Below are 26,384 nucleotides of genomic sequence, written 5' to 3' on the forward strand. Positions count from 1 at the left end.
TTTCCACTTAAAGCCAATCATCGGAAGCGATGCGCTGTTTGCGGTGCAGTAAAAGCAGTATTTTCTTTCCATCTAAAGCCAATCACCGGAAGCAATGCGTTGTTTGCGTTGCAGTAAAAGCAGCATTCTCTTTCCACTTAAAGATGAATAGACGGTTGAGGCAAAGAAAAGCGGATCAATCTTCCGTTTTCTCTCGCGGATTTTGTACTTTTGCCTTTCATAACGTAAATACACGAAGGAAAGAGTCAATGAGAATCGTAATTCAACGGGTAAGCCGTGCGTCCGTCACCATAGGCGGAGCACGCAAGTCGTCCATCGAACAGGGGATGTTGATACTCGTGGGCATCGAAGAAGCCGACGGGACGGAAGATATCGACTGGCTCTGCCGGAAGACCGTCAACCTGCGCATATTCGACGATGAAAACGGAGTGATGAACAAGTCGATACTGGAAACGGGAGGAGACATACTCGTCATCAGCCAGTTCACACTGCACGCCTCTACCCGCAAAGGGAACCGACCTTCGTACATCAAAGCCGCCAAACCGGAGGTATCCGTCCCTCTCTACGAAGCGTTTTGCCGGAAACTGAGCGCTGCGCTGGGAAAAGAAGTGGGCACAGGCTCTTTCGGAGCCGATATGAAGGTGGAGCTTCTGAACGACGGACCGGTAACGATTTGCATAGACAGTAAAAACAAAGAATAGAGATGACGATAAAAGAGGCTCAACAACAGGTAGACGCATGGGTGAAGCAATACGGAGTGCGCTATTTCAGCGAACTGACCAACATGGCGGTATTGACCGAGGAAGTCGGCGAACTGGCACGTGTCATGGCGCGCAAATACGGCGACCAGTCGTTCAAACCCGGTGAAAAGGAGAATCTGGACGAAGAAATGGCGGATGTGCTCTGGGTACTCATCTGCCTTGCCAATCAGACGGGAGTAGACCTGACCGATGCTCTGCTGAAAAGCATGGAAAAGAAAACGAATCGAGATAATCAAAGACATATAAATAATCCAAAACTGAAAGATCATGGAGGAAAATAACTTGAAAGACAACAAATATCTGGCTACTCTGGCCAAGTATGACACCGGTCTGAAGGATGCGGATGTAGCAGCCCGCGTAGCGGAACTGACAGAGAAGAAGGTTCCGGAGAACAATACCGGAGAGGTGAAGAAGTTCCTGTTCAACTGCATCGACCTCACTACGCTGAACACCACAGACAGCGATGAAAGCGTAATGCGATTCACTGAAAAAGTGAACGAATTCGACAACGCATTCCCCGATCTGAAAAACGTGGCAGCCATCTGCGTGTATCCGAACTTTGCCGCCATCGTAAAGAACACGCTCGAAGTAGACGGAGTAAACATCGCTTGCGTATCAGCGGGATTTCCCTCTTCGCAGACCTTTATCGAGGTGAAAATAGCCGAAACATCGCTTGCCGTTGCCGACGGAGCGGACGAGATAGACATCGTTCTCTCGGTCGGCAAGTTCCTGAGCGGCGACTACGAAACAATGTGCGACGAAATCGAAGAACTGAAGGAGGCTTGCAAAGAAAGCCATTTGAAGGTGATTCTCGAAACGGGTGCGCTGAAGAGTGCCGCTAACATCAAAAAGGCCTCTCTCCTATCCATGTATGCAGGAGCCGACTTCATCAAGACTTCCACAGGCAAGCAACAGCCGGCAGCCACTCCGGAAGCGGCTTACGCGATGTGCGAAGCCATCAGAGACTATCACGAAAAGACAGGGCGCAAAGTGGGATTCAAGCCCGCAGGAGGAATCAATACGGTGCACGATGCCATTGTCTACTACACCATCGTAAAAGAAGTGCTTGGAGAAGAATGGCTGACGAACAAGCTGTTCCGTCTGGGCACAAGCCGCTTGGCAAACCTGTTGCTCTCGGACATCAAAGGGGAAGAAATCAAATTCTTCTAAACAACGCGAGCCTGTTTCCGCCGATATGGGTAAACGGCTGAAACAGGCTCGCACAACTTATACACGGCACACCCGAACCATGTCGCACGGGTTTTCCAATCGCATCCACCTCTTTCGCAAAGAAAGTCTTACCATTTTTCTGCAACGCAAGCCTCATCGCTTCTGCAACCAAAATCTTTTTACTTCCACAACGAAAGCCTCATCGCTTCTGCAAAGAAAAGCCTTATCGCTTTTCCATAACGAAAAGTCCTATGAATCTGCCTTAGCTGCCGTTTTCATTACCGAAAAGTGAACAAAAGCGTCATACAAGATACAAGCAAATATCAATGTACGGTTACAATAAGTGGTTAGGCGCATACACGGCTTCTGCATCCGAACCGGTTTATCCATATTTCTATGTCTTCGAAACAGAATATAAAGGTAATGGTCACGGACTTGAAAGCTGTTTCATCAACTCTACCATGCTTGCTACTGACTCATGCGAGCGGATGATTTCCTCCTTTTCTTCTAATGTGTAATGCCTATACATAATGCCCCCAAAAGTTTTCCGTCTAACTTTTGGGGGGCACTCTATTTTTTGACATGCAAGCGCTATTTTTCGCGCTCCACTACATAATCCAAGAAGCTGTTCAAAGCCTCCGATACATCGGGCAATGAGGGCATGGAAGCAAGAATGTCCGTGGCCTTTTGCCTATATCCCTCCATCGTCCTGAAAGCATATTCGATACCTCCTTTTTCTTTGGTAAAAGATACCAGAAACTCTATTTCGGTGGGAGTGGCCACTCCATCTTTCACCCGGATAGCCGTTTCCACTGCTTTCGGATCTTCGGTGGTATTCAATACATAGAGCACCGGAAGCGTCAGCTTCCCCTCCTCCATATCGTTTCCTGTCGGTTTACCGATTTCCTTGCTATCGGAGTAGTCGAAAATATCGTCTTTGATCTGAAAACAGATTCCGATATACTCGCCCAGCAGACGCGCTTTTTCAACCTCCTCCTCTCCCGCTCCCATCGACAAAACTGCGGCTTTGGTACAAGCGGCAAACAACGCAGCCGTTTTTTTACGGATTACGTCGAAATAAACGGTCTCGGAGAAGGTATGTGTGCTTACATTCGACAACTGAAGCAGTTCGCCGTCGGCAAGATCCTGCCCCAATGAAGAAATAACCTGAATGATATCGTGGTTCATCGTAAGCCCTGCGTGCACCAGACTGGTAGCCAACAGATAATCGCCGGTAAGTACCGCCACTTTATTGTTAAAGCTGGCGTTTACCGAAAGCTGCCCCCTGCGTTCGGAACTTTCGTCCACCACATCGTCGTGCACAAGGCTTGCAGTATGAAGAAGTTCGAGCGAAACGGCGGCATGAAGCGTGGAAAGGCGTATAGGACCATAAAGGCGTGCCACCAGTAAAGAAAGTATAGGGCGCATCATCTTGCCATTCCTCTGACGTATGTGAGCAATCACACTATCGAGCAATGTGTTCGAGCTGGAAAGAGAGCTGTCAAAAAGCTTTTTGAAGTCGGCCAGCTCGTTAATAATCGGTTTCTTGATGAGAGAGACACTGTCCATCCATACACTATTTGGACACAAAAGTAATAATAAAACGGTTAATACCGTATTTTTTTGTACTTTTACCATGAAAAATTAAGTTATTCTATGGAATCAGACAACAAATTATTCCTTTTAGATGCCTACGCGCTCATATACCGGGCTTATTACGCCTTTATCAGAAATCCGAGAATCAACTCCAAAGGACTAAATACATCGGCCATCCTCGGCTTCGTAAACACGCTTGAAGAAGTGTTGAAGAAGGAAAATCCCACACATATAGGAGTGGCGTTCGACCCTGCCGGCCCTACGTTTCGCCACGAGGCTTTCGAGCAGTACAAAGCTCAACGTGAGGAAACGCCCGAAGATATCCGTCTGTCAGTACCTCTTATCAAAGAGATTATCCGCGCCTACCGCATCCCTATTCTCGAAGTGCCGGGATACGAGGCGGACGATGTGATAGGCACGCTCGCCACCGAAGCGGGACGACGCGGAATCGCCACCTATATGATGACTCCCGACAAAGACTACGGGCAGTTGGTGGGCGAAAACGTCTTTATGTATCGACCCAGACATACGGGAGGGTTTGAAGTGATGGGCATCGAAGAGGTAAAAGCCAAGTTCGCCATCGAATCGCCCGCACAGGTGATAGACATATTGGGGCTGATGGGCGACTCGTCGGACAACATCCCCGGCTGTCCCGGTGTGGGAGAGAAAACCGCTCAAAAGCTGGTGGCGGAGTTCGGAAGCATCGAGAACCTGCTCGATCATACCGACCGGCTCAAAGGTGCGCTGAAAGCAAAAGTAGAGGCCAACCGCAAACAGATTGAATTCTCCAAATTCCTTGCCACTATCAAAACGGATGTCCCCATTGCGCTGGAGATGGACAAGTTGGTACGGGAAGAAGCGGATGAGGATTCGCTACGCCGGATTTTCGAAGAGTTGGAGTTCCGAACGCTTATCAACCGGGTATTGAAAAAAAACGGTGCGGGAAATGGGATATTATCATCTGCGGGAAGAAACGAGTATGCAGGAAGAAACACCGGAACAGACTCAAGCCGAAAAAGCGATTTTGCAAAAGGAAATATTTTTTCCGAAACAGGCTACAATGAATCCCAACAAGAGGGAAACAACCTTTCCGGAAGTGGAAACAGTGAATTTGCACAACAGGGGAGCAACTTTTTTGCAGAAGGCAACAGTGAATTTGCACAACAGGCAAACAATCTTTCCGCAAAAGGAGGCAATGAGTCCGCACAAGAAGGAAACAATCTTTCGCTCAAAGGGAAAAATGATCCGGCAAAAGGAAGAAGTGACCGCTCGGCAAAAGGAAGCGGTGGTTCGGCAAAAGGCAAAGACGGAGAATTGTCGCTCTCTCTTTTTCCTGAAGAAGAGGAAGCCGTACAAGGCGATTTGTTTGCGAATTTTGCAGGCAACGGAGCAGGTGTGCCGGAAAAAACGAGCCTAAGCACGTTAAAAACCATTAATACAGACTATCAACTTATTGATACAGAAGAAAAAAGAAAGAGAATTATTCAAAAGTTACTTACATCGAAAAATCTCTCATTAGACACCGAGACCACAGGAACCGAACCTATGGAGGCGGAATTGGTGGGAATGAGCTTTTCCATCGCCGAAAACGAAGCGTTTTATGTTCCGGTGCCCCCCGACCGGGAAGAAGCGGTAAAAATAGTCGCGCAATTCCGCCCGGTGTTTGAAAACGAAGATTCGCTAAAAATCGGACAGAACATCAAGTACGACATGATCGTGCTTCAAAATTACGGAGCGAAGCTAAAAGGCCGGCTCTTCGACACCATGATAGCGCATTATGTGCTGCAACCCGAACTTCGGCACGGCATGGATTATCTGGCGGAAATCTATCTGCACTACAAAACCGTTTCTATCGAAGAACTTATCGGGCCGAAAGGAAAAAACCAGAGGAGCATGCGTGACCTCGACCCGCAAGATGTTTACCTTTATGCCTGCGAAGATGCCGATGTCACTCTCAAGCTGAAAAACGTGCTGGAGAAAGAGTTGAAAGCAAACGATGCCGAAACCTTGTTCTACGACATCGAGATGCCGCTCGTACCCGTACTGGTGCATATCGAGCGAAACGGCGTGCTGCTCGACACGGAAGCCTTGAAGCAATCGTCTGCACATTTCACCGCCGAGATGCGACGCATCGAACAAGAGGTATACGAAATGGCGGGTGAATCTTTCAACATCGCCTCGCCGAAGCAAGTGGGCGAAGTGCTGTTCGACAAACTGCGAATCGTGGAAAAAGCGAAAAAGACAAAGACGGGGCAATACGTCACTTCGGAAGAGGTGCTCGAAAGCCTGAGGCATAAACATCCGGTGGTGGAGAAGATATTGGAACACCGCGGATTGAAAAAGCTCTTGGGCACATACATAGACGCCCTGCCGCAGCTTATCAACCCGCGCACGGGACGGGTGCATACATCGTTCAACCAAACGGTCACGGCTACGGGACGCCTCAGTTCGAGCAACCCGAACCTGCAAAACATCCCCATCCGCGACGAGAACGGCAAGGAGATACGCAAAGCATTCATCCCCGACGAAGGTTGCCTGTTCTTCTCTGCCGACTACTCGCAGATAGAGCTCCGCATCATGGCGCACCTGAGCAAAGACAAGGATATGATTGACGCTTTCCTGAGCAATCACGACATCCATACCGCTACCGCCGCAAAGATTTACAAGACTGATTTGAAAGAGGTAGATGCCGACATGCGGCGCAAGGCCAAGACTGCCAACTTCGGTATCATATATGGCATATCCGTATTCGGACTTGCCGACCGGCTGGGCATCGAAAGGAAAGAGGCCAAAACGCTGATCGACGGTTACTTCGAAACCTATCCCGAAGTAAAGACATACATGGACGAAAGCATTCAGGTTGCACGCGAACAGGGTTATGTAGAGACTATCTTCCACCGCAAACGCTTCCTGCCCGACATCAACTCCCGCAACGCAATCGTACGCGGATATGCCGAACGTAACGCCATCAACGCGCCGATTCAGGGCAGTGCCGCAGATATCATAAAGGTAGCCATGACGCGCATCTACAATCGCTTCCTTGCCGAAGGGCTTCAGGCCAAGATGATTCTGCAAGTGCACGACGAATTGAATTTCAGTGTACCCGTAAGCGAAAAAGAGCGGGTAGAAGAGATCGTTATCGAAGAAATGGAGCGCGCTTGCCGGATGCACGTACCCTTAAAAGCCGATTGCGGATGGGGAAAAAACTGGCTCGAAGCGCATTAAAAGAGACAAAAAACAGATGGAAATGAGCCCGGATGCAAGCAAAGAAAAGTAGCAAACAGACTCTAAATCAAAGTATAACAATCTTTAACCATAGATACAGAAAGCAAGAGGAAAGCTGGCTTTAGCAGACTTATTGATTCATTCCATATCCGGCAACACCACTGCCGGATATTTTTTTCTCTTCTCCTTTGACAAAAAGGAAGCAGACAACAGAGACCGTTGTTGACATATTGATACTATTTTACACACGCATAGAGGTTTATATAGAAATAATTCCTAAATTTGCAGCGCAATTCGAGAGAATCAATAGACAAATGAAAGTTTAATATAAAAAATAGAATAGTCATGAAAACAAATTTCTCTTTTAAAGTGGTAATCTTATCCGCAGTTCTTTTCGTTGCATCCATCGCAGCTTCTGCCCGTGTTTTCGACGGTCAGCTCATCTACAATCCGATAGAAGAAAACGGTATGATGGTAGGCCAAACCGTTTACAAAAAGGACGGAAACACGCTTGCCAACTATATGAAGCACAACTACAAGTACGACGAACAAAAGCGTATGGTTAAAAGCGAGACACAGAAATGGAGCGCAGCAAAGGAACAATGGGAAAACGACTTGCGCATCGAATACGCATATAGCGGAAAAACCGTGACCACTACTTACTATAAATGGAACAACAAAAAGAATACATACGTTTTGGTTCCTGAAATGACGGTAACCATGGACACAGAACTGTAAATAAATCCTCTCATTCTGAATTCTAATAACAATGCGAGCGCTGCTTCCCCACCGGAGGCGGCGCTTTCTTTTCCTTCTCGCACTGCTAAAAGAATCCTTCCCATCCTCACTCCTACTGATTAAGAGGAGCTATGCTCTTTTCTTTTTCCTTCTCCCATTGCTAAAAGAATCCTCCCCCTATATAAAGAAACTTGTTCAAAACGCCATACTCGATGCCTCACACACGACAGCATGACGCTGCGGTATAAGAACCTAAAAGTTCAAGACATCATACACGATGCCTCAGGAGCGATAACGGAGCTTTAACGTCCGATCACCGTTTTCCCGGGTTCTCCTATCGCGCGAAGCAATTGATCAGCATGCCCAATCGGCGCTTTTATCAGCTCCGGAACGCTATAAGTATAGGTAAACGAATCATAAAAACCGGAAAGCCGAGATAGCAGATACTAACTGTCCGGAAAGAATAAAAGGGACGAGCCGTTTCGTTCGTTTTTCTTTTTGCAATTCAATATAATCAGCACTCTTTCGATAGATATATTTTACCAATATGGTGACTATATATACTCACCATGCCTGACTATATATACTCACCATACATGACTATATATACTCATCATACATGACCATATATACTCACCATACATGACCATATATACTCACCATACATGACCATATATACTCACCATACATGACCATATATACTCATCATACATGACTATATATACTCATCATACATGACTATATATGCCCACCGCAGCGATAAACGACATCTGTCCAATCCGGCATATAACAGGCTGATTCTGGGGACCGATTGCAGATGAGCAACGCGCTGAAGAACTTATCCTCCGGCTGGTTCATGCCTCATGCCGGTCTTCCCGGTTCGAGACTCAAAGCCGGATATGCCGTGTCCGCCTCGTTCACTTTCAGCAACCGGCAAGTATCAAAGAGCGGAAAGAATCACCGAACGACGGCCAACTTCGCTCTTGCGAATGTTGCTTTTCTCATAGCCGCGAATAAAACAAAGGAACGTGCTACAAGAAGAAGAAAGCGCATAAACTGGACCGCCTTTTGCCGGATAGATCGTATCACCAGATTAGGAACATTTGCTTAATAATGAAAACGATTATCGCAAAAATACTTGAGTTGAAAAGCTGCATAGAGCCAATTCTGTACGTTTTTTGCAGTAATTGGAACAAAAACGCAAGGTTTCTCCGTTTTCTTTTGCTATTTTTGCACCGTGTGCGTAAACGAAGAACTTCTTACAAAGAATTTATTCAGAAAAGATAAAGCACCTTTATTGAGGGAATAGGTGGTGAGAATTTCGATTGCGAACGACAGGAGTTCTCCCCTATCATGGATTTAAAATAACAATTTATAAACTCAACCGTGCCTGCCGTGCCATCTTGCATCGTCTACTACCGATGCCCGGCACATCGGCACATTAAAAAAATTCAATCTTATGGTAAACTTTTCATTGGAAGGCAAAGTAGCGCTGGTGACGGGCGCTTCTTACGGAATCGGTTTTGCTATCGCGAGTGCTTACGCGAAAGCCGGCGCCAAAATCGTGTTCAACGATATCAAACAAGAGTTGGTAGATAAAGGTATGGCTGCCTACAAAGCCGAAGGAATCGACGCAAAAGGATATGTGTGCGACGTGACGAACGAAGAGCAGGTGAACGCTATGGTGGGCCGCATTGAGAAAGAAGTTGGCACAATCGATATTCTGGTGAACAATGCCGGCATCATCAAACGTGTTCCGATGCACGAAATGAGCGCGGCAGAGTTCCGTCAGGTGATCGACGTCGATCTGAACGCACCGTTTATCGTTGCCAAAGCGGTCATCCCTTCGATGATGAAGAAAGGACACGGCAAAATCATCAATATCTGCTCGATGATGAGCGAGCTGGGACGCGAGACGGTTTCTGCTTACGCAGCAGCCAAAGGCGGATTGAAGATGCTGACCCGCAACATTGCTTCGGAGTACGGCGAATACAACATCCAATGCAACGGCATCGGCCCGGGTTACATCGCTACTCCGCAAACTGCGCCGTTGCGCGAGATCCAGCCCGACGGTTCGCGCCATCCGTTCGACCAGTTCATCATTGCCAAAACTCCGGCTGCCCGTTGGGGAACTCCGGAAGACCTGGCAGGTCCTGCGGTATTCCTCGCTTCCGAAGCCTCCGACTTCGTAAACGGACATGTGCTTTACGTGGACGGCGGAATTCTGGCTTACATCGGCAAACAGCCGAAATAAACGCCATCTTCCGGCAAATGAAGAGAAAGGCTGAGGCTCTCGGCCCTTCTCTCCTGCCTGTCCGATATCGCTCTTTCTCTATGCGGAGAAAAACATGTCAACCAAACGCAAGAGGGTTCACATATAAAATATAGCCTTTTGGCTCTTTGGAGAAAAGCCCTAAGAAGCTCTCGGCCCCTCTCCTGCCCGCCCCCGCATCATCTGTTTGCAGCAGAGGCGGAAGCGCTTTGCCGGATGGCCTCGTGCTTTTCCTCATCGCCGGCATGAATAAAGGAGGGATTCTGTGGTGAGGGCATGACAACGCGGACGTTTCAGAAAGTACCGGAATGAAAATGGCTATACGGAGCCGTTCGGTTGGCATGTTGTGCTCCCCTTGATAGAAACCGGTGGAGACGAAAACGCGAGACACGGGTCGTATCGGAGTTTCTATCATTGCTCTACAGGCCTTGGTCGGAGACACAACTGAATATACGGGGTGATATTGTGGCAGATTATTCTTGCTGCTTATCACCCTTTTTGTTATGTTTGCATGTGATGCGGGATATCGTTTTGCCGCGGCCTCATCGTTATGATGCCGTCAGCATTCATGAGTGCAGGTAAACCGTTTGCGGGAGATGGAATATGAATAATAAAATTCTTCGGAACCAGAAACAGCGCCATCGATTCTCGATGCTCTGAATTCTTGTCCGACGTAACACCCGATGAATAATGAAAAAGACTCTTTTATTGTTTGCCGTCGCTTGGCTATGTTATTCTTGCGCCGGCGGTAACCGTACGATGACTGTCACCGTTACGAACCCTTTGTCGATAGAACGTGCCGGCGAAATGGTGGAAATCTCCATGAATGACGTAACGGCAAAGTTGCAATTGCCCGATACGGCACAGATCGTAGTGCTCGATGCCAACGGACAACAAGTGCCCTATCAACTGACCTACGACCAGAAGCTGATTTTCGCTGCTGCCGTAGAAGCGGGCGGTACGGCTTCGTATACCATCCAAGCGGGCGAACCGGCTCCGTTTGACGTTCTTGCATGCGGGCGCCAGTATCCCGAGCGAATGGATGATGTGGCGTGGGAGAACGATCTGGTGGCTTTCCGCGCTTATGGGCCTGCCCTGCAGGAAAAGGGCGAACGGGCATTCGGCTACGATGTGTTCACCAAATACAACACCACGCAGCCTGTGGTAGAGGCCCGCTATGCGGAGGAGCTGAATGCGGAAAAGCGCGCGAAGATTGCAGAACTGAAGAAGACCGACCCCGAAGCGGCTGCCGAAATGCAACGGGCTATTTCGTATCATGTAGACCATGGCAACGGGATGGACTGCTACGCCGTAGGTCCTACGTTGGGCGGCGGTGCTTCGGCGTTGATGGAAGGAGATACAATCATCTATCCCTACTGCTACCGTACACATGAGATTCTGGATAACGGGCCGTTGCGCTTCACGGTGAAGCTCGAGTTTACTCCGCTTGTGGTGCGCGGCGATTCGAACGTGATAGAGACACGCCTCATTTCGCTCGACGCAGGCTCTTACCTCAACAGAACCGTGATCACATATACCAATCTGAAAGAAACCATGCCTGTGGCCACGGGAATCGTTCTACACGAGCCTGACGGTGTGGTGAAGACCGATGCGGCAGGCGGTTATATCACCTATGTAGATCCTACCACCAACCCCGGCGGCGATAACGGTAAGATGTTCATGGGAGCTGCGTTCCCCGCAGAAGTAAAAGAGGCGAAAACAGTTCTCTTCCCCGAACAGGAGAAGAAAGAGTTGCGCGGCGGCGCCGATGGACATGTATTGGCAATCAGCGATTATCAGCCGGGCAGTGAATACGTGTATTACTGGGGATCCGCATGGGACAAGGCTGCCATAAAAAGTGTCGATGCGTGGAACCGATATATGGCGGAGTATGTACAGAAGCTGCGTTCGCCGCTTGTTGTAAGCTATTGATTGCTAATCGAACACTTTAAATGCGTACCCTTCTTCTTTCAGAAAATCAATAGAACGGGGAAGGGCGTATTTCAGGTTTCCGTTGTTCCATGACTTTAGAGAGTCATGAAAAGTAATGATGGAGCCGTTCCGCGCATAGCGTTTCACATTCTCCAAGACTTGTTCGGGGCGCACCCGTTTACTATAGTCGCGCGTCACCAGGTCCCACATGATAATCCGGTAGTGATGCCGCAAAGTATAATACTGCCGGAACCCCATGTGTCCGTGTGGCGGGCGGAACAGGTCGGAGTGAATCACCTTGTCCACTTGCTTGGCGTTGGCCAGATAGTCGGGGTTTGAGTAATTGAATCCGCGGATATGATTGTACGTGTGGTTACCGATACGGTGCCCATGCTCCACTACCATCCGATATTCCTCCGGATGCTTGCGGATATTGTCGCCCACCATGAAGAAGGTGGCCTTTATGCCGTGCTTTTCCAGTAAGTCAACTACCCAAGGAGTCACTTCCGGAATCGGACCGTCGTCAAAAGTCAGGTAGACGGCCCGTTCGTTCGGATCCATCCGGAAAATGGCCTGTGGATATAAAGCCCGGAAAAGACAAGGGGGTTGTTCTATAAACATTTAATCTCAGCGTTGAATGTTTTTTTCTTCAGGGTCGAGAAGCTAACCGTTAGTTCCCCATTCTTTTTACGTATTCTTTGTACAACGTATCGAATTGCACCGAATAATGCTTAGCCAATTCCTGCGAGTCGTATTTCTGCAACAGACGGATGTAAGCGTCGAGAAGACTCGCGTTATATACGAAGTTCTCACCCGCAATAGCAAGCTGAGCGTCACTCATGCTCAAATACCATATCATGTATTCCAAAGACTTGTTAGCCAGTTCATCCATTATCTTGTCGGCTTTTTCTTTCTGTCCCAGCTGATAGTAAGCTTCCGCCATTTGGAAAGCGCCGTTCGCCCAATCGTACGGAACGTTGTATGCCGGAATCTTTTTCTCCGCATAGTCGAGAGCCTTAAGAGCTTTCTCTTTTTCTCCTTCTTTCACCAATTGGCTGACTAATTGGGAGAAAATACGGCGATGCGTGTAGCACATGCGCATCAGATTTTCGTCGATATATATTCCGGGCTTGTCGATACCTCCGAACTTGAACTTGTTCATCAGGTTGTCGTACATCTTTTCGCTGTCTATCTTTACCCCCAGTTTATCCGTATCGAACGGAGTAAAACGATAGGCCAACCCCTCCTGAATGAAGTGTTTGTTCATACCCAGCTGATTGTCGACTCCCACCGTGATAGCCATGTAGATGGGGCGTTCCCAATTCGCGTTGGCAAGCATTTCGAGCATCATCAGCTCGCTTTTGTAGAGCGCGCGCTTGGGTTTCCCGTTCGAATCCTTCAGGCTGATCGTCATATAGTCGGGGATAGAATCGCCCAATGCGGCCGGTATCTTCATACCCGAACGGCGAACAGCTTCTTTGTCTATCTTTACTACGATGCTGTCTGTCGGAATCACCCGAAGTCCTTCTTTGTCAGAACGTACCCAGTATTTGAGGATATTCTTCAGTTCGTAAGGATTTTCTCCAAACTGATTCTTCAGTTCGTTCATCGCTTCCGGATTTCCTCCTTTGAGGGCATTCTCGGCTTGCGCATACATTTCGTCGATATGTTTTCTTACTTCCGGACGAATCGGGATGTATTCGTTCTGTCCCTCCACATATTCCGTTCGCTCCCAAGTGATGGGGAGCGAAGGAGAGTCGTAGGCCGGGCGTTTCATCTGATCGATGTACCAGTCTGTTTGCAAATAGCTCAGGTTGCAAGTACGAGCGTCGGTACGGAAACCTTCCACTTCCTGATTGTACCACAACGGGAAAGTATCGTTATCGCCATTGGTATAGATAATCGGATTGCCCTTTTCCTGAAGCGTCATCAGATAGTTCTGTCCGAAATCTCGTGCTACATAACGTCCGCTACGGTCATGGTCGTCCCATGTCTGGCCCGCCATCTGTATAGGAACCAGCAGGCAAAGCAACGAAACGAGACCCGCTACTGCCGGAGTGGGGTTGAACGGAATGTAAACCTCGTACAACGAGGCAAGTTTGTCCTCCAATTCCTCTTCTTCCTCTTTGGTGATGAATGTCGCCCTTTTCGCCTCCAGCGTCTTTCTTATCTTTTCGGCTTCTTCTTCCGTTGCTCCGTCGATCAACCTTTTCTGAGGCTTCAACCGCGAGCACCACTGTATCAGTCCCGCTACTCCCATACCTATCCAAATGGAGAAGGCATAGAACGAGCCGGCATACGCATAGTCGCGTTCACGCGGCTGTGCCGGAGTCTGGTTGAGGTAGAGCACGATGGCGATACCCGTCATGAAGAACAGGAAGAATACTACCCAGAACTGCTGGATACCTCGCTGGCTGCGGTAAGCCTGCCAGAACAGGCCGATGAGTCCGAGCAATAACGGGAGGCAATAGAATACGTTACGCCCCTTGTTCTCTTTCAGCTCTTTCGGCAGCAGCTCCTGATCGCCTACCAGCATCTTGTCGATGAACGAAATGCCGGTGATCCAATTGCCATGCTCTATCTCTCCGCTACCCTGAATGTCGTTCTGTCTTCCGGCAAAGTTCCACATGAAGTAGCGCCAATACATGAAATTCAGCTGGTAGGTGAAGAAGAACTTGATGTTTTCCCATTGCGTGGGTATGTTCACCATAATGTTCCGTCCGCATTCGTCGTAGGCGACGTCTTTTCCTTTGATGTCCACCCATTGCTTGTAGAGTGCGGCATGCGAGGAACTGTACATACGTGGGAAGAGCATATTCTGCGCGTATTGGTACTCTACCCGTCCGGTGAGTTCCATGTACGAGTCCTTCTCGTCGGGTGAAGTTTTCTCCTTACGGATGTATTTCGATGCTTTCTCGGTTTGGCGGGGTACGCAATATCCGTCTTTTACGTCGAGCGCCACCTTCGAAGAAAAGGCAGGGCCATAAAATAGCGGGCGGGTTCCGTACTGTTCGCGTCCGAGGTATTCTCCCAGCGTGAAGATATCTTCCGGAGAGTTCTGGTCCATCGGCGTATTCGCTGTGGAGCGGATCACAATAAGTGCGTATGAAGAATAGCCGATCACAATCATCATCGTACAGAGGAGCGCCGTGTTAAGCGTGCGTGCCGATATGCGGACTTTTTCTTTCATCTTCTGCTGCATCTTCGGAGCCAGATAGAAACCGAGCGCGGCGATGACCAGTATGCCTATGAGGACGCTGCTTGTGCCGTGTCCGTAGAACGGAATACCCAGCAAGGCGATAGTAAGGACGAAAGAGACCGCCATGCGCGTCTTATTCTTTTCCGTATAGCTTTCGTACACTCCCCAGATAAGGGCGGCTGCAAGCACTATGATGTAGACTACCACACCGGTATTGAAAGGCATGCCCAGTCCGTTGACAAACAGCAGTTCGAACCATCCGCCTACTTTCACAATACCGGGAACGATGCCGTAGAGCACGGCAGCCACCAGTACGCCGGAACCGAGCAGGGCGATAAGCGAACCTTTCGCCGTAGCGTTCGGAGTTTTTTTATAGTAATACACCAGCACGATGGCAGGCAGACAGAGCAGGTTCAGCAGGTGTACGCCGATACTCAAGCCCGTAAGGTAAGCAATCAGGATAATCCAGCGGTCGCTGTGCGGTTCGTCAGCCACATCTTCCCACTTCAGGATGAGCCAGAACACGATGGCCGTGAAGAGTGAAGAGAACGCGTAAACCTCAGCCTCCACAGCAGAGAACCAAAATGTATCGCTGAATGTATAGACCAATGCGCCTACCAGTCCGCTACCCATAATGGTGATAAGCTGTCCGGAAGTGATATGGTTTTCGTCCGTAATCACCAGCTTGCGGACAAGGTGAGTGATGCTCCAGAAAAGAAAAAGGATACAGGCGGCACTCATCAGCGCGCTCATATAGTTCACCATCTTCGCCACAGTCGTCACATCCGAAGCGAACTGAGAGAACAGATTCGCCACCAGCATGAAGAACGGTGCTCCGGGCGGATGACCGACTTCCAGCTTGTATCCGGTAGTAATAAACTCCGGGCAATCCCAGAAACTGGCAGTAGGTTCTATGGTCAGGCAATAGACGGTTGCCGCAATGATGAAAGTAAGCCAACCCATCAGGTTGTTTACGGTTCTGTACTGTTTCATTGTCAGTATGATTATCGTAGTTTATTCGTTAAAAACAGATTATGCGAGGCAAAGATAGCGATTTGGGGTATAAAGCGGGTATAAAAGCCCAAGAAAGTAAAAAGTTTTAGCGTTCTTTTACTTGGGAGAGGCTTTCAGTGCCGATGACTACTCGCCGATTTATGCTTTTTGCTCCGAAATCATTGGGATAGTTAAGAAATTCCATACATTTGTGATTGATAATCTGATAACCGAAGAGTTGAACTGCGCGTAAAGCACCTTTCGCGCCAATGAACCATAAAAATATGATAAACAAACTGATTGACCATGGAGCATGGATGTTGCTCGCAAGTGCTTTGGCGCTATTCTCTCAAACTTCTCCGAATGAATCGCTAACCCAACCTATGCCTACCCCATCCTCCGGAGTCTCTGAGCAAGAAACAGACCGTTCATTTCTCCCTCCACTTATGGGCTGGAGCTCATGGAATACTTATCGTGTAAATATCAGTGAAGAACTTATTAAGCATCAGGCGGATGCTTTGGTTAGGCAAGGATTGAAAGATGTCGGATATATTTACGTCAATATCGACGACGGTTTTTTCGGCGGACGAGACGAGCGGGGACAGATGACATATCACAGGGAGCGTTTTCCCAACGGGATGAAAGTTGTATCGGATTATATTCATTCTTTCGGATTGAAAGCCGGAATCTATGCCGAAGCGGGAGACAACACTTGCGGTTCTATTTATGATGACGACAAAAAGGGAATCGGATCCGGCCTGTATGGTCACGAACAAGCGGATATGAATCTCTTTTTAAAAGATTGGAACTACGATTTCATCAAGATAGATTATTGCGGAGCGCTTGAACTGGGACTTGAAGAGGAACAGCGATACCAGACCATTTGCGATGCCATCCGGCAGACCGGGCGTACGGATGTTTCCATCAACATTTGCAGATGGGCGTTTCCCGGTACTTGGGCAGCGCGTCTGGCGCGTTCTTGGCGTATCAGCCCGGACATTACACCTCATTGGAATTCTGTGAAAAACATTATCCATAAGAATTTGTATCTCTCTGCGTATGCGGGAGAAGGTCATTATAATGATATGGATATGTTGGAGATAGGGCGTGGACTAAAGTTTAATGAGGAAATCGTACACTTTGGTATGTGGTGTATTATGAGCTCGCCTCTGCTCATAGGTTGCGATTTGACTACTATTCCCGAGCCTTCTCTCCGACTACTGAAGAATCGGGAGCTTATCGCTCTAAATCAGGATGTATTGGGATTGCAGGCGCACGTGGTACAGCACGACGGAGAGAGTTACGTGCTGGTAAAAGATATCAAGCGGAGGCGCGGGCGGGAAAGGGCTGTAGCGCTTTATAATCCTTCCGATACGGCACACACGTTTGTCGTATCCTTCGAGACTTTGGGCTTGGGGGGTAAAGCGGCTGTTCGAGATGTGGTGAACTGTAAAGATCTGGGGATATTAGAAGAGAGGATTGAGTATACCGTGGAGCCTCACTGTGTGGCTATCTGGACTCTTAAAGCCGACAGAAGGGTGGAAACTTCTCTTTACGAGGCTGAACAAGCCTATTTGCCCTGTTATAATGACTTGGGAATGAATCCGAAACAGGTGCGCTATGCTGTATCTTCCAATTGTTCCGGAGGTATAAAAGTAGCATACTTGGGCGGTCGTCCGGAGAATTATGCCCAATGGAAAGATGTATACAGCGATAAAGGCGGGGAATATAAAATGGCTGTAGCCTATTGCGCCGAAAGGGATTGCAGGTTGGAGGTCACTGTCAATGGTAAGAAGCGTGTTGTTAGCGTGAAGAGTTCCGGCGGTAAAGACCGTGTAGCTTCCATCGTACTGCCGATAGAGCTGAAAGCCGGATACAATGATATTCGTATGGGGAATGCTTACTCTTGGGCACCCGATATTGATTGCTTTACGCTGACCAAAGAATAAACGTTTAGTCCTGTGTGTTTTGCGTAGAACTATTCACACCGCTTGCTGTTCAAAGCGGTGTGAGAGGCGTAAAACTGATTGCTTGTCCTCCTCCTGCCGCCATTCGAACGGTTAATGTATCTTCGGCGGTCACTGTCTGTTCCGTAATCGTATAATCCGTCGGATTGGATTTCCAATCGGCGTTCTCTCCGTCGGCATATATCACGGCTTTGTATTGTTTTCCAGATTTCAGAAAATCGAGTTTGATAGATATTTTGCGTGCCTCTTCATTGGTAGAAGCTCCCAGGAAGTATTTTTCTCCCGCTTTGCGTACGATGGCGATGAATTCGCCGGGCTCTCCCGCCAAGGCTTCCGAGCGGTCACAGTCGGGGTCGAAGTCTCGGAAGAACTGGAAGGCGGGATGTCCTTGATAGTTCTCTATCAGATCGGAAGCCATCTGCATGGGGGAGTAAAAAATTACCCAATTGGCAAGCTGTTTGGCTAAAGTAGTATTTACCCGGCTATTCCCTTGGTCCAATTCGTTCCATTTCTTCCGCCGGGGAGAGTGACGTGTTTTCAGAAACAAAATGTCGAATACGCCCGGTGTGTAGTCCATGGGACCTGCCAATAAGCGGGTAAAGGGTAGCGTGACGTGGTGAGCGGGCGGATTTCCTTCGCTCCATGCGTTCCACTCCATACCTCTGGCTCCTTCGCGGGTCATCATGTTGGGCCATGTACGGCGGATGCCGGTATCTTTGATGGGTTCATGGGCGTCCACCATCATCCGGTAGCGGGCAGCTGTTTCTACTACACGCTGATAATGATTGACTCCATACTGTCCGTGGTGCGACAACCCGTAAGGAAAGCTTCCGGCATAGCCGGTCTTTACATAGCGGATGTTACGATCGGCATACCACTGCATCGCTTTGTCGAGCTGGCGTTCGTAGTTCGGGATGTTTCCGCCTGTTTCGTGATGCCCGATAATGACAACTCCTTTCTCCTTGGCGTAGCGCACGACTTCATCAATGTCAAAATCGGCACACGGTTTGGTGAAATCAAAATTTTGTGAACTACCCCAACTTTCCCAACCGGCATTCCATCCTTCGAACAAAACACCCTGAATCTGATTGGCGGCTGCAAAATCGATGTACTTCTTCGCATTGGCAGTAGTAGCTCCATGTCTTTCATCCATTTTCCACGTCTCTACTCCCAAATGCATCCCCCACCACACACCTATATATTTCAGGGGACGAATCCACTCGGTGGAAGCAAGCGCGCATGGTTCGTTCAGATTTAATATGAGGGCGGAATTGATTAGCCCGACCGCTTCGGGGACTATCTGGAGGGTACGCCACGGAGTGGTGAAGCGGTTTGCCTTACGTGCTTTGATGCCGTCGGGATAGGGTGTCAGCTCTGCTTTGAACGCTCCGTTGCCCTGTTGGCGAAGCGTCATTTCGGGAAAATCGTAAAGAGCAGCTTCGTGGATGCTGGCATACATGCCGTTTGCCATTTTCAAAGTGAAAGGAGTATTCGCTGTTTCCACTTCCGAGAGTGGAAGCTTCCGGTAGAGCAGTTCGTAAGTCTCGGCACTGGCGGGAATCGACCAGGATATACCCTCCTGACGGAAGTTGAAAGCAGTTAGTTCATCGGTAATAAGCAGTGAGTCTGTTGAGGGAATGTCATATTCGTACCGAAATCCTATCCCATCGTCGAATAGGCGAAAGCGGAGCGTAAGCCGCACTTTCTCCCGATTCTTCAGGTGGATTGCCATCTCATTGTAGTGGTTTCTGTTGGTTTTGTTCTCTCCCCACGGTTGTTCCCAAATTTCATCCTTGCTATCGGAGACAGTTTTCTCTATTTCGAAGCCTTCGGACAGGTTGATTTCTTGTTTTGCGGTAAGCCCCAGAGCCGAACGGGTAATGAACAATGAATCTTTCACGGTAACTTCGTAAAACGGTTGTCCATTTTCGTTCAGAATCAAGTTCAGTTTTATTTGTCCGTCGGGCGACAGAATTTCGACTTGTGAGGGCTTGCTGCATGAGCAGAGGCTACAGATGCAAATGCCGACAGCCAGAAAAGAAAAGATTTTTCGTGTCATTTCAGTATCTAAAGTTTCTTAATCAAACTGTATTATCGGGGTCTGAATTTGTATCGGATGGAGCACTTCAGGAGTTGATGTGTGCCTATCGTTCGACAAGCATTCGGACTGAACAGATGCTATGTTTGTTTTTTTACTCGATGCGAATGTACGATATAAACTTGGTTTTTCTACCTTTTAGGGTGGGAATTTTGTTGAGTGTGTGAATATTTTCGGCCCCTATGTTTTCAATACACCCTTGTGAGGGTAAGTACCGAATATTTCGGCAGTCCTATGCCGTAAGTCAGTTGCAATCTATTTTGGGTTCTGTTTGTTATTACCCAATCGCCCACCAGATATTTTGTATTTAAACCGAAATGTACGACTTTGTTTTTGAATGAGTAGTCAAGGTTGTTATATCTCCCCGCTTCCCCGAATTTTATGTCTACTTCGTTTTCCGTTTTAAAAAACAGCCATAAATTATCGACTCTTACTTCTTCCCCGTTTTCATAGGAGATACGCTCTCCATTCCAAACAGTTTGTACAAGCGATAGTTCTCCCAATTCTTCTTTTTTATCGCAACCGATGAAAAGGAGGGTAAGCAATAAGAAAAATGTATGTTTTTTCATAAGTTATTGTTTATAATCCGATGATAGCGAATAATTCCCGCTGCAAGATATGGCAAATGTAGACGCTTCTTCTGTAAAAAGCAAAATTTCCTTAGCCTTTTTGAGAGAAATGTTGTTCGGTGTATTTTTTAAGTTGCCTGATGGCATAGGAGCCGGAAATTATATAAAAAAGCATAGCCGACCGCGTAGGAAACACTATTCTGCAATTCATGCGCAGGAGCCGGAAACTATATAAAAAAGCGTAGCCGTACATAAGTTGTAGAAATGAAAATTGAGTTCTCTATTCCGAGAGTTGTTCCCTTTCGGAATCGCTTTCTCGTTATCATCCTTTCATTTTTCATAAGAAGAGAGAAAAGGGCCCGTTTGATTATGGTGTCTATGTCGGCAAATCCTTATTCCGAAGGGTACTTTTTATTGCAATGAGATGAGTATATATGCCCAGCGTGGTGAGTATATATAGCTACCTCGGTAGCCATATATGGCTACCACCCATGACTATATATGCCTACCACGGTGGCTATATATGGATACCACCCATGACTATATATACTCAGCGCGAGGGATATTAAACGTTACTTGTGCGTGCAGTGATGGTGCTCTCCGAGAATGCGGTGGGGCAGCGTGCCGTGCCCCAACAGCTCGATGGGGCAATGGAAATTCCGCTCCAGCCATTCGGTGGTGATACCCGTGTCGGGGTGATAATCCAGCGTCTCGTTCACGCAGGCGATAGACTTCACCTGCTGAAGCACGGTGCCGATGTCGTGACTTACGAGGATGATGGCGCACTCTTTGTTGATTTCCGCCAACAGTTCGTAAAGGCGCGCTTCGAAGCGTTTGTCGATGTACGTGCTCGGCTCGTCGAGAATCAACGCAGTGGGAGAGGAGATGACGGCTCTTCCCAGCAGGGCTCGTTGCAGTTGCCCGCCGCTCAGTGCCCCTATGGCCCGGTGTTCCAGTCCTTCGAGCCCCATGCGGGCAATGGTCTGTCGTCCTTTTTCCCGCTCTTCGGAGGTGAAACGGGAGGTGAGGGGCTTCTGTATGCTCAGCCCCGAAAGAATCACCTCTTCCACCGAGATGGGGAATTTGCGGTCGATGCTGTTGTACTGCGGCAGATAGCCGAGCGAAGGGTGCGAGGCAAAAACGATTTCTCCCTTGGTAGGCTTGAGCAGGCCAAGTATGCACTTTATCAGTGTGGTCTTTCCGCCTCCGTTAGGACCGATGATGCCCAGAAAGTCACGCTCGTATACGGTAAGATTCACATCGTGCAGCACGGTGCGTCCGTCGTATCCGGCAGAAAGGTTCTTTATTTCGATGATGGGCTTCATGGCTTTGTGGTATCTGCGGCAGGCGAGAGAGCTTGCGCGATTCGAAGCATTTCTTCTTCCCAATGATAGTTCAGCGGATTGATGGGAATGATTTTCGCTCCGGTTTGCGCCGCAATGGTCTCCGCATTCCGTTTGTCGAACTCAGGCTGTATGAATATGACGTTTACTTTCTTCGCCCTCGCTTCGTCTATAAGGCGTCTCAGATAGGCAGGCGAAGGCTCTTTGCCATTCTCTTCGATGGCCATCTGCTGCAAACCATAGTCGCGCGCGAAGTAGGAGAGTGCGGGGTGATAGATCATGAACGTCCTCATCGCTCCGGGTGCGGCGATCCGGCGGCGGATAAGGCTGTCGATGTGTTGTATGCGACGCCGGAGAGAGTCGTAACGGGTCTTGTAATACACATCGTTTGCTTCGTCCAGCGCACAGAGTGCCTTGCAGGTATTCTCCGCCAGAATAAGCGCGTTGGCGGCGGAATTCCACACATGTGGTTCTACGGCATGCGAGTGGTTTCCGTGCCCGCTGCACACCTCGCCCGCATGGAAGTCTTTCCCGTCAGCTTCAATCAGGTTTATCCCTTTTGATGTGTCGAACACCAGTATATGCGGAGTATTGTCTATCAAGCGACTCATCCAAGTTTGTTCGAATCCGATGTACCCGATGCGAAGATACGCCTTGCTCTCTCCCAACGATACGAGTTGCTGGGGAATAGGATCGTACGTTTCCGGACTGGATCCTTGCGGAACCATGCTTACCACCTTAAATTTATCGCCTGCGATGGCTTCGGCGAAGTATCGCTGCGGCTCTATGGTGACGGTGATGACAGGCTTCCTCTTTTCATCCTTTCGGGTGTGCGATGAACGGCCCGTGCATGCAGCCAGGCACAAGCTGCAGGCTATGAGGAAAAAGTAACTCTTCTTTTGGAACTGTATATTCATTTTTTCGTTTTTTATTTGTAGTCTATTCGAGTTCATAAAGGGACGGATTCATCAGGAATCGGCGCGGCATACGGTAAAGGCTCAAGGCTTCCGGCCCCGCAGTATCTCACGCTTCCCGCCCGGAGGCCCCGCAAGGCGTTCGACAACGAATCCGGCGGTTTGCAGCATCCGGCGTACCGCTCCTTTGGCGCAGTAAGTCGTCAGTATGCCTCCGTCGTTTAATAAAACGTATAAACCGTGAAATAGTTCTTGCGACCACATCTCCGGCTGCTTCTCGGGAGCGAAAGCGTCGAAGTAAATCAAGTCGGCTTTCCACATGCCATCTCCTTCTGAAAGGGGGATGCCTTGTTTCACCAACCGGTTGATATCTGCCTGTATTTTTCGAAGAGTAAAATGAGGTGTCAGCTCCACTTCTTTTTCCCAAGGGGAAGTGTGCATGCGCTTAAAGAGTTGGCAGTTCCCGCCCACATAATGCAATTGTTCCACTGCTTTCCACGCCAGCGGGTACAGCTCCACTCCGGTGTAACGCACTTTCCTTTGGCTTCTTTCGGCTTCTTCGAGGGTGAGCCATGCGTTGAGCCCTGTGCCGAATCCGACTTCCAGAATCTGAGGAGAAAGCGCCGTACAGGCTTTCAATCCCATATCCACAAAGATGTGTTGCGACTCCGTGCGGGCGCCTTTTGTAGAATGGTAGTGTTCGTCCAGCTCCGGAACAAACAAGGTAGCGCTTCCGTCATCCGTTTTTTCTATCAGTCTTGAAAACTCTTTCTTCCTCATTTTAACGCCCTGTTATTTATAATGTTTTCGCTAACCGACAACAACTTCTCATGCGCTTTCCAATACGTAGAGTATGAAAATATAGCGTACCAGTTTTCCCACGAACATGGCTCCTGTAGTAATCCAGATATTGCTTCGCATAAACCCCAATGCAATGGAAATCACCTCTCCCACGGCAGGAAGGAAAGAGAAAAAAGCCATCAAAGCTCCTTTCCCCCGTAAGAAAGCCATCATTCTATCAATCTTCTCTTTTTTAACTTTAAAATATTTCTCAATCCAACTAGTCTTTCCCAAACGGCCTACATAGTAACAAGTCAGGCTGCCCATCGTATTGCCCAACGTGGCGGAAAGCAGGCAGGCAATGGGATTCAGCCCCAGCTTTACGAGTGTAACGAGCACGAGCTCCGAGCTGAAAGGCACAATGCTTCCGGCAAGCAAAGCGGAGATGAAGAGTCCCGGTATGCCCCACTCGATAAGCAGCCAGATAACAGAGTCTATAAAAGCATCCATATATTAAAGCCGAATAAGCAAATAAGGCAAAACATGGAAACTATGAAAAACATGTTTGATACTTTGCTGTTGGTCAACACAAAAAGATGCCCCGTCAGTATGCTGTTGCAGACGATGAGCGAAGGCAACAGATTGAAACAGTGCCAGGGCTGCAAGGCAATGAACAGGAAGATACAGAACGTCCAGTGTACAAGGCATTGCAGATAAGTCCGCGTGCGTATCTTGTCCTGATAGCTGGCCGCGAAGTAATGTCCGGTACTCACGACAAACAACAGAAACAGATACCCGAGCATGGCAAGCTCCCAAGAGGGAAGTTGCTGAAGCTGAAATGCTTTTTCAAAAATTGCCAGCTCGGTAAACGGTTGGCGGAACAGCTCCATCTGCCCGTAGAAGAAAGCATGACCGAAGAGCAGCCAATAGGGAGTGGTCCAACCTAATATGGCGGCGAAGAAACTGCGAAGGGTAAGGGATTGGAAGCGGTATGCTTCAAACAGCCAGAGTACGCTGAAGAAGGTGAGCTGCGGAAACAGGATACTGCCTGCCCCGAGAAAAAGAAAAGAGTAGTACAAATCACTTGACGCATGCGGCTTTTGATAACTTTTAAAAAGGAAGTAAATGGAAATCAGTGAAACGATCGCCACCACGTCTCCGGCATGTAGCAGATGCATCTCCGGACAGGCGGTAATCAGCAGAAAATAAATGGAAGTCTGTACAGAGGCACGCATGCGGATGATGGTGAACCGGTTGTTCAATTCTATCAGAAAATAACCGATAAGCGCATAGACCAGAAAGCTTGTAAGACGCTCGCTCCAATAAGACGTCAACAGTGTATGGACAGACGGCCAGAGAGAACTTGCTCCGGACACTTCTGCCAGACGTTCACGGACGGGCAGCAGGAAAGAGGTCAACACCCAGCAAAGGGTGCAGACGAGTATAACAACAGGCAGTGTCCACCGTCCTGCCGTTATTCGGCCTTGTAATCGTTTATCTCTCATTCTTCTTCAAATTCAAATCGAATCCGATGTCGCGACGAAAGTACTTCTTGTCGAACCGGATCCTATCGGCTGCCTTGTAACTTTGCTCCAGCGCTTCTTCTCTTGTTGCCCCGTAAGAACATACGGCAATGACACGTCCTCCGTTTGTGACAATTTGCCCGTCTTTCATCGCGGTTCCCGCATGGAAGATGATGCTGTCTGTTGCCGAAGCTTCTTCCAGTCCGCTGATAGGGAACCCTTTTTCATAAGCCTCCGGATAGCCTCCGCTGACAAGGATGACACAGGCGGCTACCCGTGGGTCTTCTTTCAGTTCCTTTTCGTTCAGACGTCCTTCAGCTACGCCTTCCATCAGCTCCACAAGGTCGCTTTGGATGCGGAGCATTACGCTTTCTGTTTCCGGGTCGCCCATACGGACATTGTATTCAATCACCATCGGTTCGCCTTTCACACGGATCAGTCCGAGGAAAATGAAGCCTTTGTAGGTGATTCCCTCTTGTTTCAGACCGTTGATGGTAGGCTCTATGATGCGTGCGCGTACTTTTTCCATGAATGTTTCGTCGGCAAACGGTACGGGAGTAACGCTTCCCATTCCGCCGGTGTTCAGCCCGCGGTCGCCTTCGCCGATGCGTTTGTAGTCTTTTGCCACCGGAAGCACCTTGTAGTGTTCGCCGTCGGTGAGTACAAACACAGAACATTCGATACCGCTCAAAAACTCTTCGATAACTACTGTTGCCGATGCAGCGCCGAACATGCCGCCCAACATCTCTTTCAGTTCCTTTTGGGCTTCATCCAGCGTAGGGAGTATCAGAACACCCTTGCCGGCGCACAAACCATCGGCTTTCAGCACGTAGGGAGCTTCGAGCGTTTCGAGGAAGGCCAGCCCCTCTTCGATGTTGTCGGATGTGATGCTCTTATAGCGGGCTGTGGGTATGCCGTGACGCATCATGAATTCTTTGGCAAACTCTTTGCTTCCTTCCAGCTGTGCTCCTTGTGCCGAAGGACCGATCACTGCAATGTGTTTAAGTTCAGATCGGTCATGGAAATAATCGTAGATTCCTTTTACGAGCGGATCTTCAGGACCTACCACAATCATATCCACCGATTCTTTCAAAGCGAAGGCGGCTATGGCGGGGAAGTCTGTCGGCTTGATGTCGACGTTCTCGCCTGTTACTGTCGTGCCGGCATTTCCCGGCGCGATATAGAGCTTCTTTACTTTCGGACTTTGGGCAATTTTCCATGCCAGCGCATGTTCACGGCCTCCTGAGCCAAGCAATAGTATTTTCATGAGTTGTATTTTTGAGGTTTTTAGTTCTTTTCTTTTT

19 protein-coding genes and 2 pseudogenes are annotated in these 26,384 nt (G+C 48.6%); 9 read left to right on the forward strand and 12 right to left on the reverse strand.

What is annotated here, in order from left to right; all coding sequences use genetic code 11:
* Nucleotides 1-248: 248 nt before the first annotated feature.
* From dtd to GGR07_RS02125, 4 genes are all read left to right on the forward strand, one after another.
* Nucleotides 249-701, forward strand: a complete 453-nt coding sequence (gene dtd / locus GGR07_RS02110; RefSeq protein WP_034542211.1) for a D-aminoacyl-tRNA deacylase — start codon at nt 249-251, stop codon at nt 699-701.
* Nucleotides 702-703: 2 nt separating this feature from the next.
* The gene (locus GGR07_RS02115; protein WP_021644174.1) at nt 704-1,042 is read left to right on the forward strand and encodes a nucleotide pyrophosphohydrolase; all 339 of its coding nucleotides are present in this window, start codon (nt 704-706) and stop codon (nt 1,040-1,042) included.
* Entirely contained in the window at nt 1,029-1,931 is a 903-nt protein-coding gene (gene deoC, locus GGR07_RS02120) for a deoxyribose-phosphate aldolase (RefSeq protein ID WP_021644175.1), read from the forward strand. The genes GGR07_RS02115 and deoC overlap by 14 nt, the downstream gene beginning before the upstream one ends.
* A 326-nt stretch (nt 1,932-2,257) precedes the next feature.
* The gene (locus GGR07_RS02125) at nt 2,258-2,449 is read left to right on the forward strand and encodes a hypothetical protein (RefSeq protein WP_021644177.1); all 192 of its coding nucleotides are present in this window, start codon (nt 2,258-2,260) and stop codon (nt 2,447-2,449) included.
* A 73-nt stretch (nt 2,450-2,522) separates the two neighbouring features.
* Here the strand turns inward: GGR07_RS02125 and GGR07_RS02130 are convergent, their stop codons facing one another.
* Nucleotides 2,523-3,500, reverse strand: coding sequence for a polyprenyl synthetase family protein (locus tag GGR07_RS02130; RefSeq protein ID WP_021644178.1), 978 nt, complete (start codon nt 3,498-3,500; stop codon nt 2,523-2,525).
* A gap of 87 nt (nt 3,501-3,587) precedes the next feature.
* On the opposite strand from GGR07_RS02130, the gene polA reads away from it, so the two are divergent.
* From polA to GGR07_RS02150, 4 genes are all read left to right on the forward strand, one after another.
* A complete protein-coding gene (gene polA / locus GGR07_RS02135; RefSeq protein WP_122056420.1) occupies nt 3,588-6,752 on the forward strand; it encodes a DNA polymerase I in 3,165 nt (1,054 codons plus the stop codon).
* Between the two features lie 345 nt (nt 6,753-7,097).
* Nucleotides 7,098-7,490, forward strand: a complete 393-nt coding sequence (locus GGR07_RS02140; protein ID WP_034542209.1) for a DUF3836 domain-containing protein — start codon at nt 7,098-7,100, stop codon at nt 7,488-7,490.
* Nucleotides 7,491-8,949: 1,459 nt separating this feature from the next.
* Nucleotides 8,950-9,744, forward strand: coding sequence for a gluconate 5-dehydrogenase (locus GGR07_RS02145; RefSeq protein ID WP_021644186.1), 795 nt, complete (start codon nt 8,950-8,952; stop codon nt 9,742-9,744).
* Nucleotides 9,745-10,452: 708 nt separating this feature from the next.
* A complete protein-coding gene (locus GGR07_RS02150) occupies nt 10,453-11,694 on the forward strand; it encodes a DUF4861 domain-containing protein (RefSeq protein WP_021644189.1) in 1,242 nt (413 codons plus the stop codon).
* Between the two features lie 3 nt (nt 11,695-11,697).
* Here the strand turns inward: GGR07_RS02150 and GGR07_RS02155 are convergent, their stop codons facing one another.
* The 3 genes and pseudogenes from GGR07_RS02155 to GGR07_RS14045 form a co-directional block, all read right to left on the reverse strand.
* A complete protein-coding gene (locus GGR07_RS02155) occupies nt 11,698-12,315 on the reverse strand; it encodes a polysaccharide deacetylase family protein (RefSeq protein ID WP_021644190.1) in 618 nt (205 codons plus the stop codon).
* Nucleotides 12,316-12,525: 210 nt separating this feature from the next.
* Nucleotides 12,526-13,741, reverse strand: a pseudogene (locus GGR07_RS14040) (hypothetical protein); the annotation flags it as partial.
* A 189-nt stretch (nt 13,742-13,930) separates the two neighbouring features.
* Nucleotides 13,931-15,886 (reverse strand): annotated as a pseudogene (locus tag GGR07_RS14045) (glycosyltransferase family 117 protein); the annotation flags it as partial.
* 383 nt (nt 15,887-16,269) lie between these two features.
* Here GGR07_RS14045 and GGR07_RS02165 point away from each other — a divergent pair.
* Nucleotides 16,270-17,835 (forward strand): alpha-galactosidase, encoded by a 1,566-nt coding sequence (locus tag GGR07_RS02165; protein WP_122056671.1) that lies wholly within the window; start codon nt 16,270-16,272, stop codon nt 17,833-17,835.
* Between the two features lie 49 nt (nt 17,836-17,884).
* Here GGR07_RS02165 and GGR07_RS02170 read toward each other — a convergent pair whose 3' ends face one another.
* From GGR07_RS02170 to purD, 8 genes are all read right to left on the reverse strand, one after another.
* The gene (locus GGR07_RS02170) at nt 17,885-19,912 is read right to left on the reverse strand and encodes a glycoside hydrolase family 97 protein (protein WP_021644195.1); all 2,028 of its coding nucleotides are present in this window, start codon (nt 19,910-19,912) and stop codon (nt 17,885-17,887) included.
* Nucleotides 19,913-20,139: 227 nt separating this feature from the next.
* Complete coding sequence (locus GGR07_RS02175) at nt 20,140-20,520, reverse strand: hypothetical protein (protein WP_021644196.1); 381 nt, start codon at nt 20,518-20,520, stop codon at nt 20,140-20,142.
* 572 nt (nt 20,521-21,092) lie between these two features.
* Entirely contained in the window at nt 21,093-21,845 is a 753-nt protein-coding gene (locus GGR07_RS02180; RefSeq protein ID WP_034542207.1) for a metal ABC transporter ATP-binding protein, read from the reverse strand.
* Entirely contained in the window at nt 21,842-22,780 is a 939-nt protein-coding gene (locus tag GGR07_RS02185; protein ID WP_034542206.1) for a metal ABC transporter solute-binding protein, Zn/Mn family, read from the reverse strand. The genes GGR07_RS02180 and GGR07_RS02185 overlap by 4 nt, the downstream gene beginning before the upstream one ends.
* Nucleotides 22,781-22,861: 81 nt before the next feature.
* Complete coding sequence (gene mnmD, locus GGR07_RS02190) at nt 22,862-23,557, reverse strand: tRNA (5-methylaminomethyl-2-thiouridine)(34)-methyltransferase MnmD (RefSeq protein ID WP_021644201.1); 696 nt, start codon at nt 23,555-23,557, stop codon at nt 22,862-22,864.
* 48 nt (nt 23,558-23,605) lie between these two features.
* Nucleotides 23,606-24,067, reverse strand: a complete 462-nt coding sequence (locus tag GGR07_RS02195; protein ID WP_034542205.1) for a YqaA family protein — start codon at nt 24,065-24,067, stop codon at nt 23,606-23,608.
* Entirely contained in the window at nt 24,052-25,062 is a 1,011-nt protein-coding gene (locus GGR07_RS02200; RefSeq protein ID WP_034542204.1) for a hypothetical protein, read from the reverse strand. Before GGR07_RS02200 ends, GGR07_RS02195 begins: the two co-directional genes overlap by 16 nt.
* The gene (gene purD / locus GGR07_RS02205) at nt 25,052-26,347 is read right to left on the reverse strand and encodes a phosphoribosylamine--glycine ligase (protein ID WP_122056672.1); all 1,296 of its coding nucleotides are present in this window, start codon (nt 26,345-26,347) and stop codon (nt 25,052-25,054) included. The genes GGR07_RS02200 and purD overlap by 11 nt, the downstream gene beginning before the upstream one ends.
* Nucleotides 26,348-26,384: the final 37 nt, after the last annotated feature.

The sequence above is a fragment of the Bacteroides pyogenes genome (assembly GCF_014196225.1).
Lineage (GTDB): Bacteria > Bacteroidota > Bacteroidia > Bacteroidales > Bacteroidaceae > Bacteroides > Bacteroides pyogenes_A.

What these genes read in the sequence shown, in the direction of transcription:
- GGR07_RS02145 (WP_021644186.1), top strand. Translation starts at nt 8,950, where the DNA reads ATGGTAAACTTTTCATTGGAAGGCAAAGTAGCGCTGGTGACGGGCGCT.
- mnmD (WP_021644201.1), bottom strand. Translation starts at nt 23,557, where the DNA reads ATGAGGAAGAAAGAGTTTTCAAGACTGATAGAAAAAACGGATGACGGA.
- deoC (WP_021644175.1), top strand. Translation starts at nt 1,029, where the DNA reads ATGGAGGAAAATAACTTGAAAGACAACAAATATCTGGCTACTCTGGCC.
- GGR07_RS02150 (WP_021644189.1), top strand. Translation starts at nt 10,453, where the DNA reads ATGAAAAAGACTCTTTTATTGTTTGCCGTCGCTTGGCTATGTTATTCT.
- GGR07_RS02175 (WP_021644196.1), bottom strand. Translation starts at nt 20,520, where the DNA reads ATGAAAAAACATACATTTTTCTTATTGCTTACCCTCCTTTTCATCGGT.
- GGR07_RS02140 (WP_034542209.1), top strand. Translation starts at nt 7,098, where the DNA reads ATGAAAACAAATTTCTCTTTTAAAGTGGTAATCTTATCCGCAGTTCTT.
- GGR07_RS02170 (WP_021644195.1), bottom strand. Translation starts at nt 19,912, where the DNA reads ATGACACGAAAAATCTTTTCTTTTCTGGCTGTCGGCATTTGCATCTGT.
- GGR07_RS02185 (WP_034542206.1), bottom strand. Translation starts at nt 22,780, where the DNA reads ATGAATATACAGTTCCAAAAGAAGAGTTACTTTTTCCTCATAGCCTGC.
- GGR07_RS02165 (WP_122056671.1), top strand. Translation starts at nt 16,270, where the DNA reads ATGCCTACCCCATCCTCCGGAGTCTCTGAGCAAGAAACAGACCGTTCA.
- purD (WP_122056672.1), bottom strand. Translation starts at nt 26,347, where the DNA reads ATGAAAATACTATTGCTTGGCTCAGGAGGCCGTGAACATGCGCTGGCA.
- dtd (WP_034542211.1), top strand. Translation starts at nt 249, where the DNA reads ATGAGAATCGTAATTCAACGGGTAAGCCGTGCGTCCGTCACCATAGGC.
- GGR07_RS02130 (WP_021644178.1), bottom strand. Translation starts at nt 3,500, where the DNA reads ATGGACAGTGTCTCTCTCATCAAGAAACCGATTATTAACGAGCTGGCC.
- polA (WP_122056420.1), top strand. Translation starts at nt 3,588, where the DNA reads ATGGAATCAGACAACAAATTATTCCTTTTAGATGCCTACGCGCTCATA.
- GGR07_RS02195 (WP_034542205.1), bottom strand. Translation starts at nt 24,067, where the DNA reads ATGGATGCTTTTATAGACTCTGTTATCTGGCTGCTTATCGAGTGGGGC.
- GGR07_RS02155 (WP_021644190.1), bottom strand. Translation starts at nt 12,315, where the DNA reads ATGTTTATAGAACAACCCCCTTGTCTTTTCCGGGCTTTATATCCACAG.
- GGR07_RS02200 (WP_034542204.1), bottom strand. Translation starts at nt 25,062, where the DNA reads ATGAGAGATAAACGATTACAAGGCCGAATAACGGCAGGACGGTGGACA.
- GGR07_RS02115 (WP_021644174.1), top strand. Translation starts at nt 704, where the DNA reads ATGACGATAAAAGAGGCTCAACAACAGGTAGACGCATGGGTGAAGCAA.
- GGR07_RS02125 (WP_021644177.1), top strand. Translation starts at nt 2,258, where the DNA reads ATGTACGGTTACAATAAGTGGTTAGGCGCATACACGGCTTCTGCATCC.
- GGR07_RS02180 (WP_034542207.1), bottom strand. Translation starts at nt 21,845, where the DNA reads ATGAAGCCCATCATCGAAATAAAGAACCTTTCTGCCGGATACGACGGA.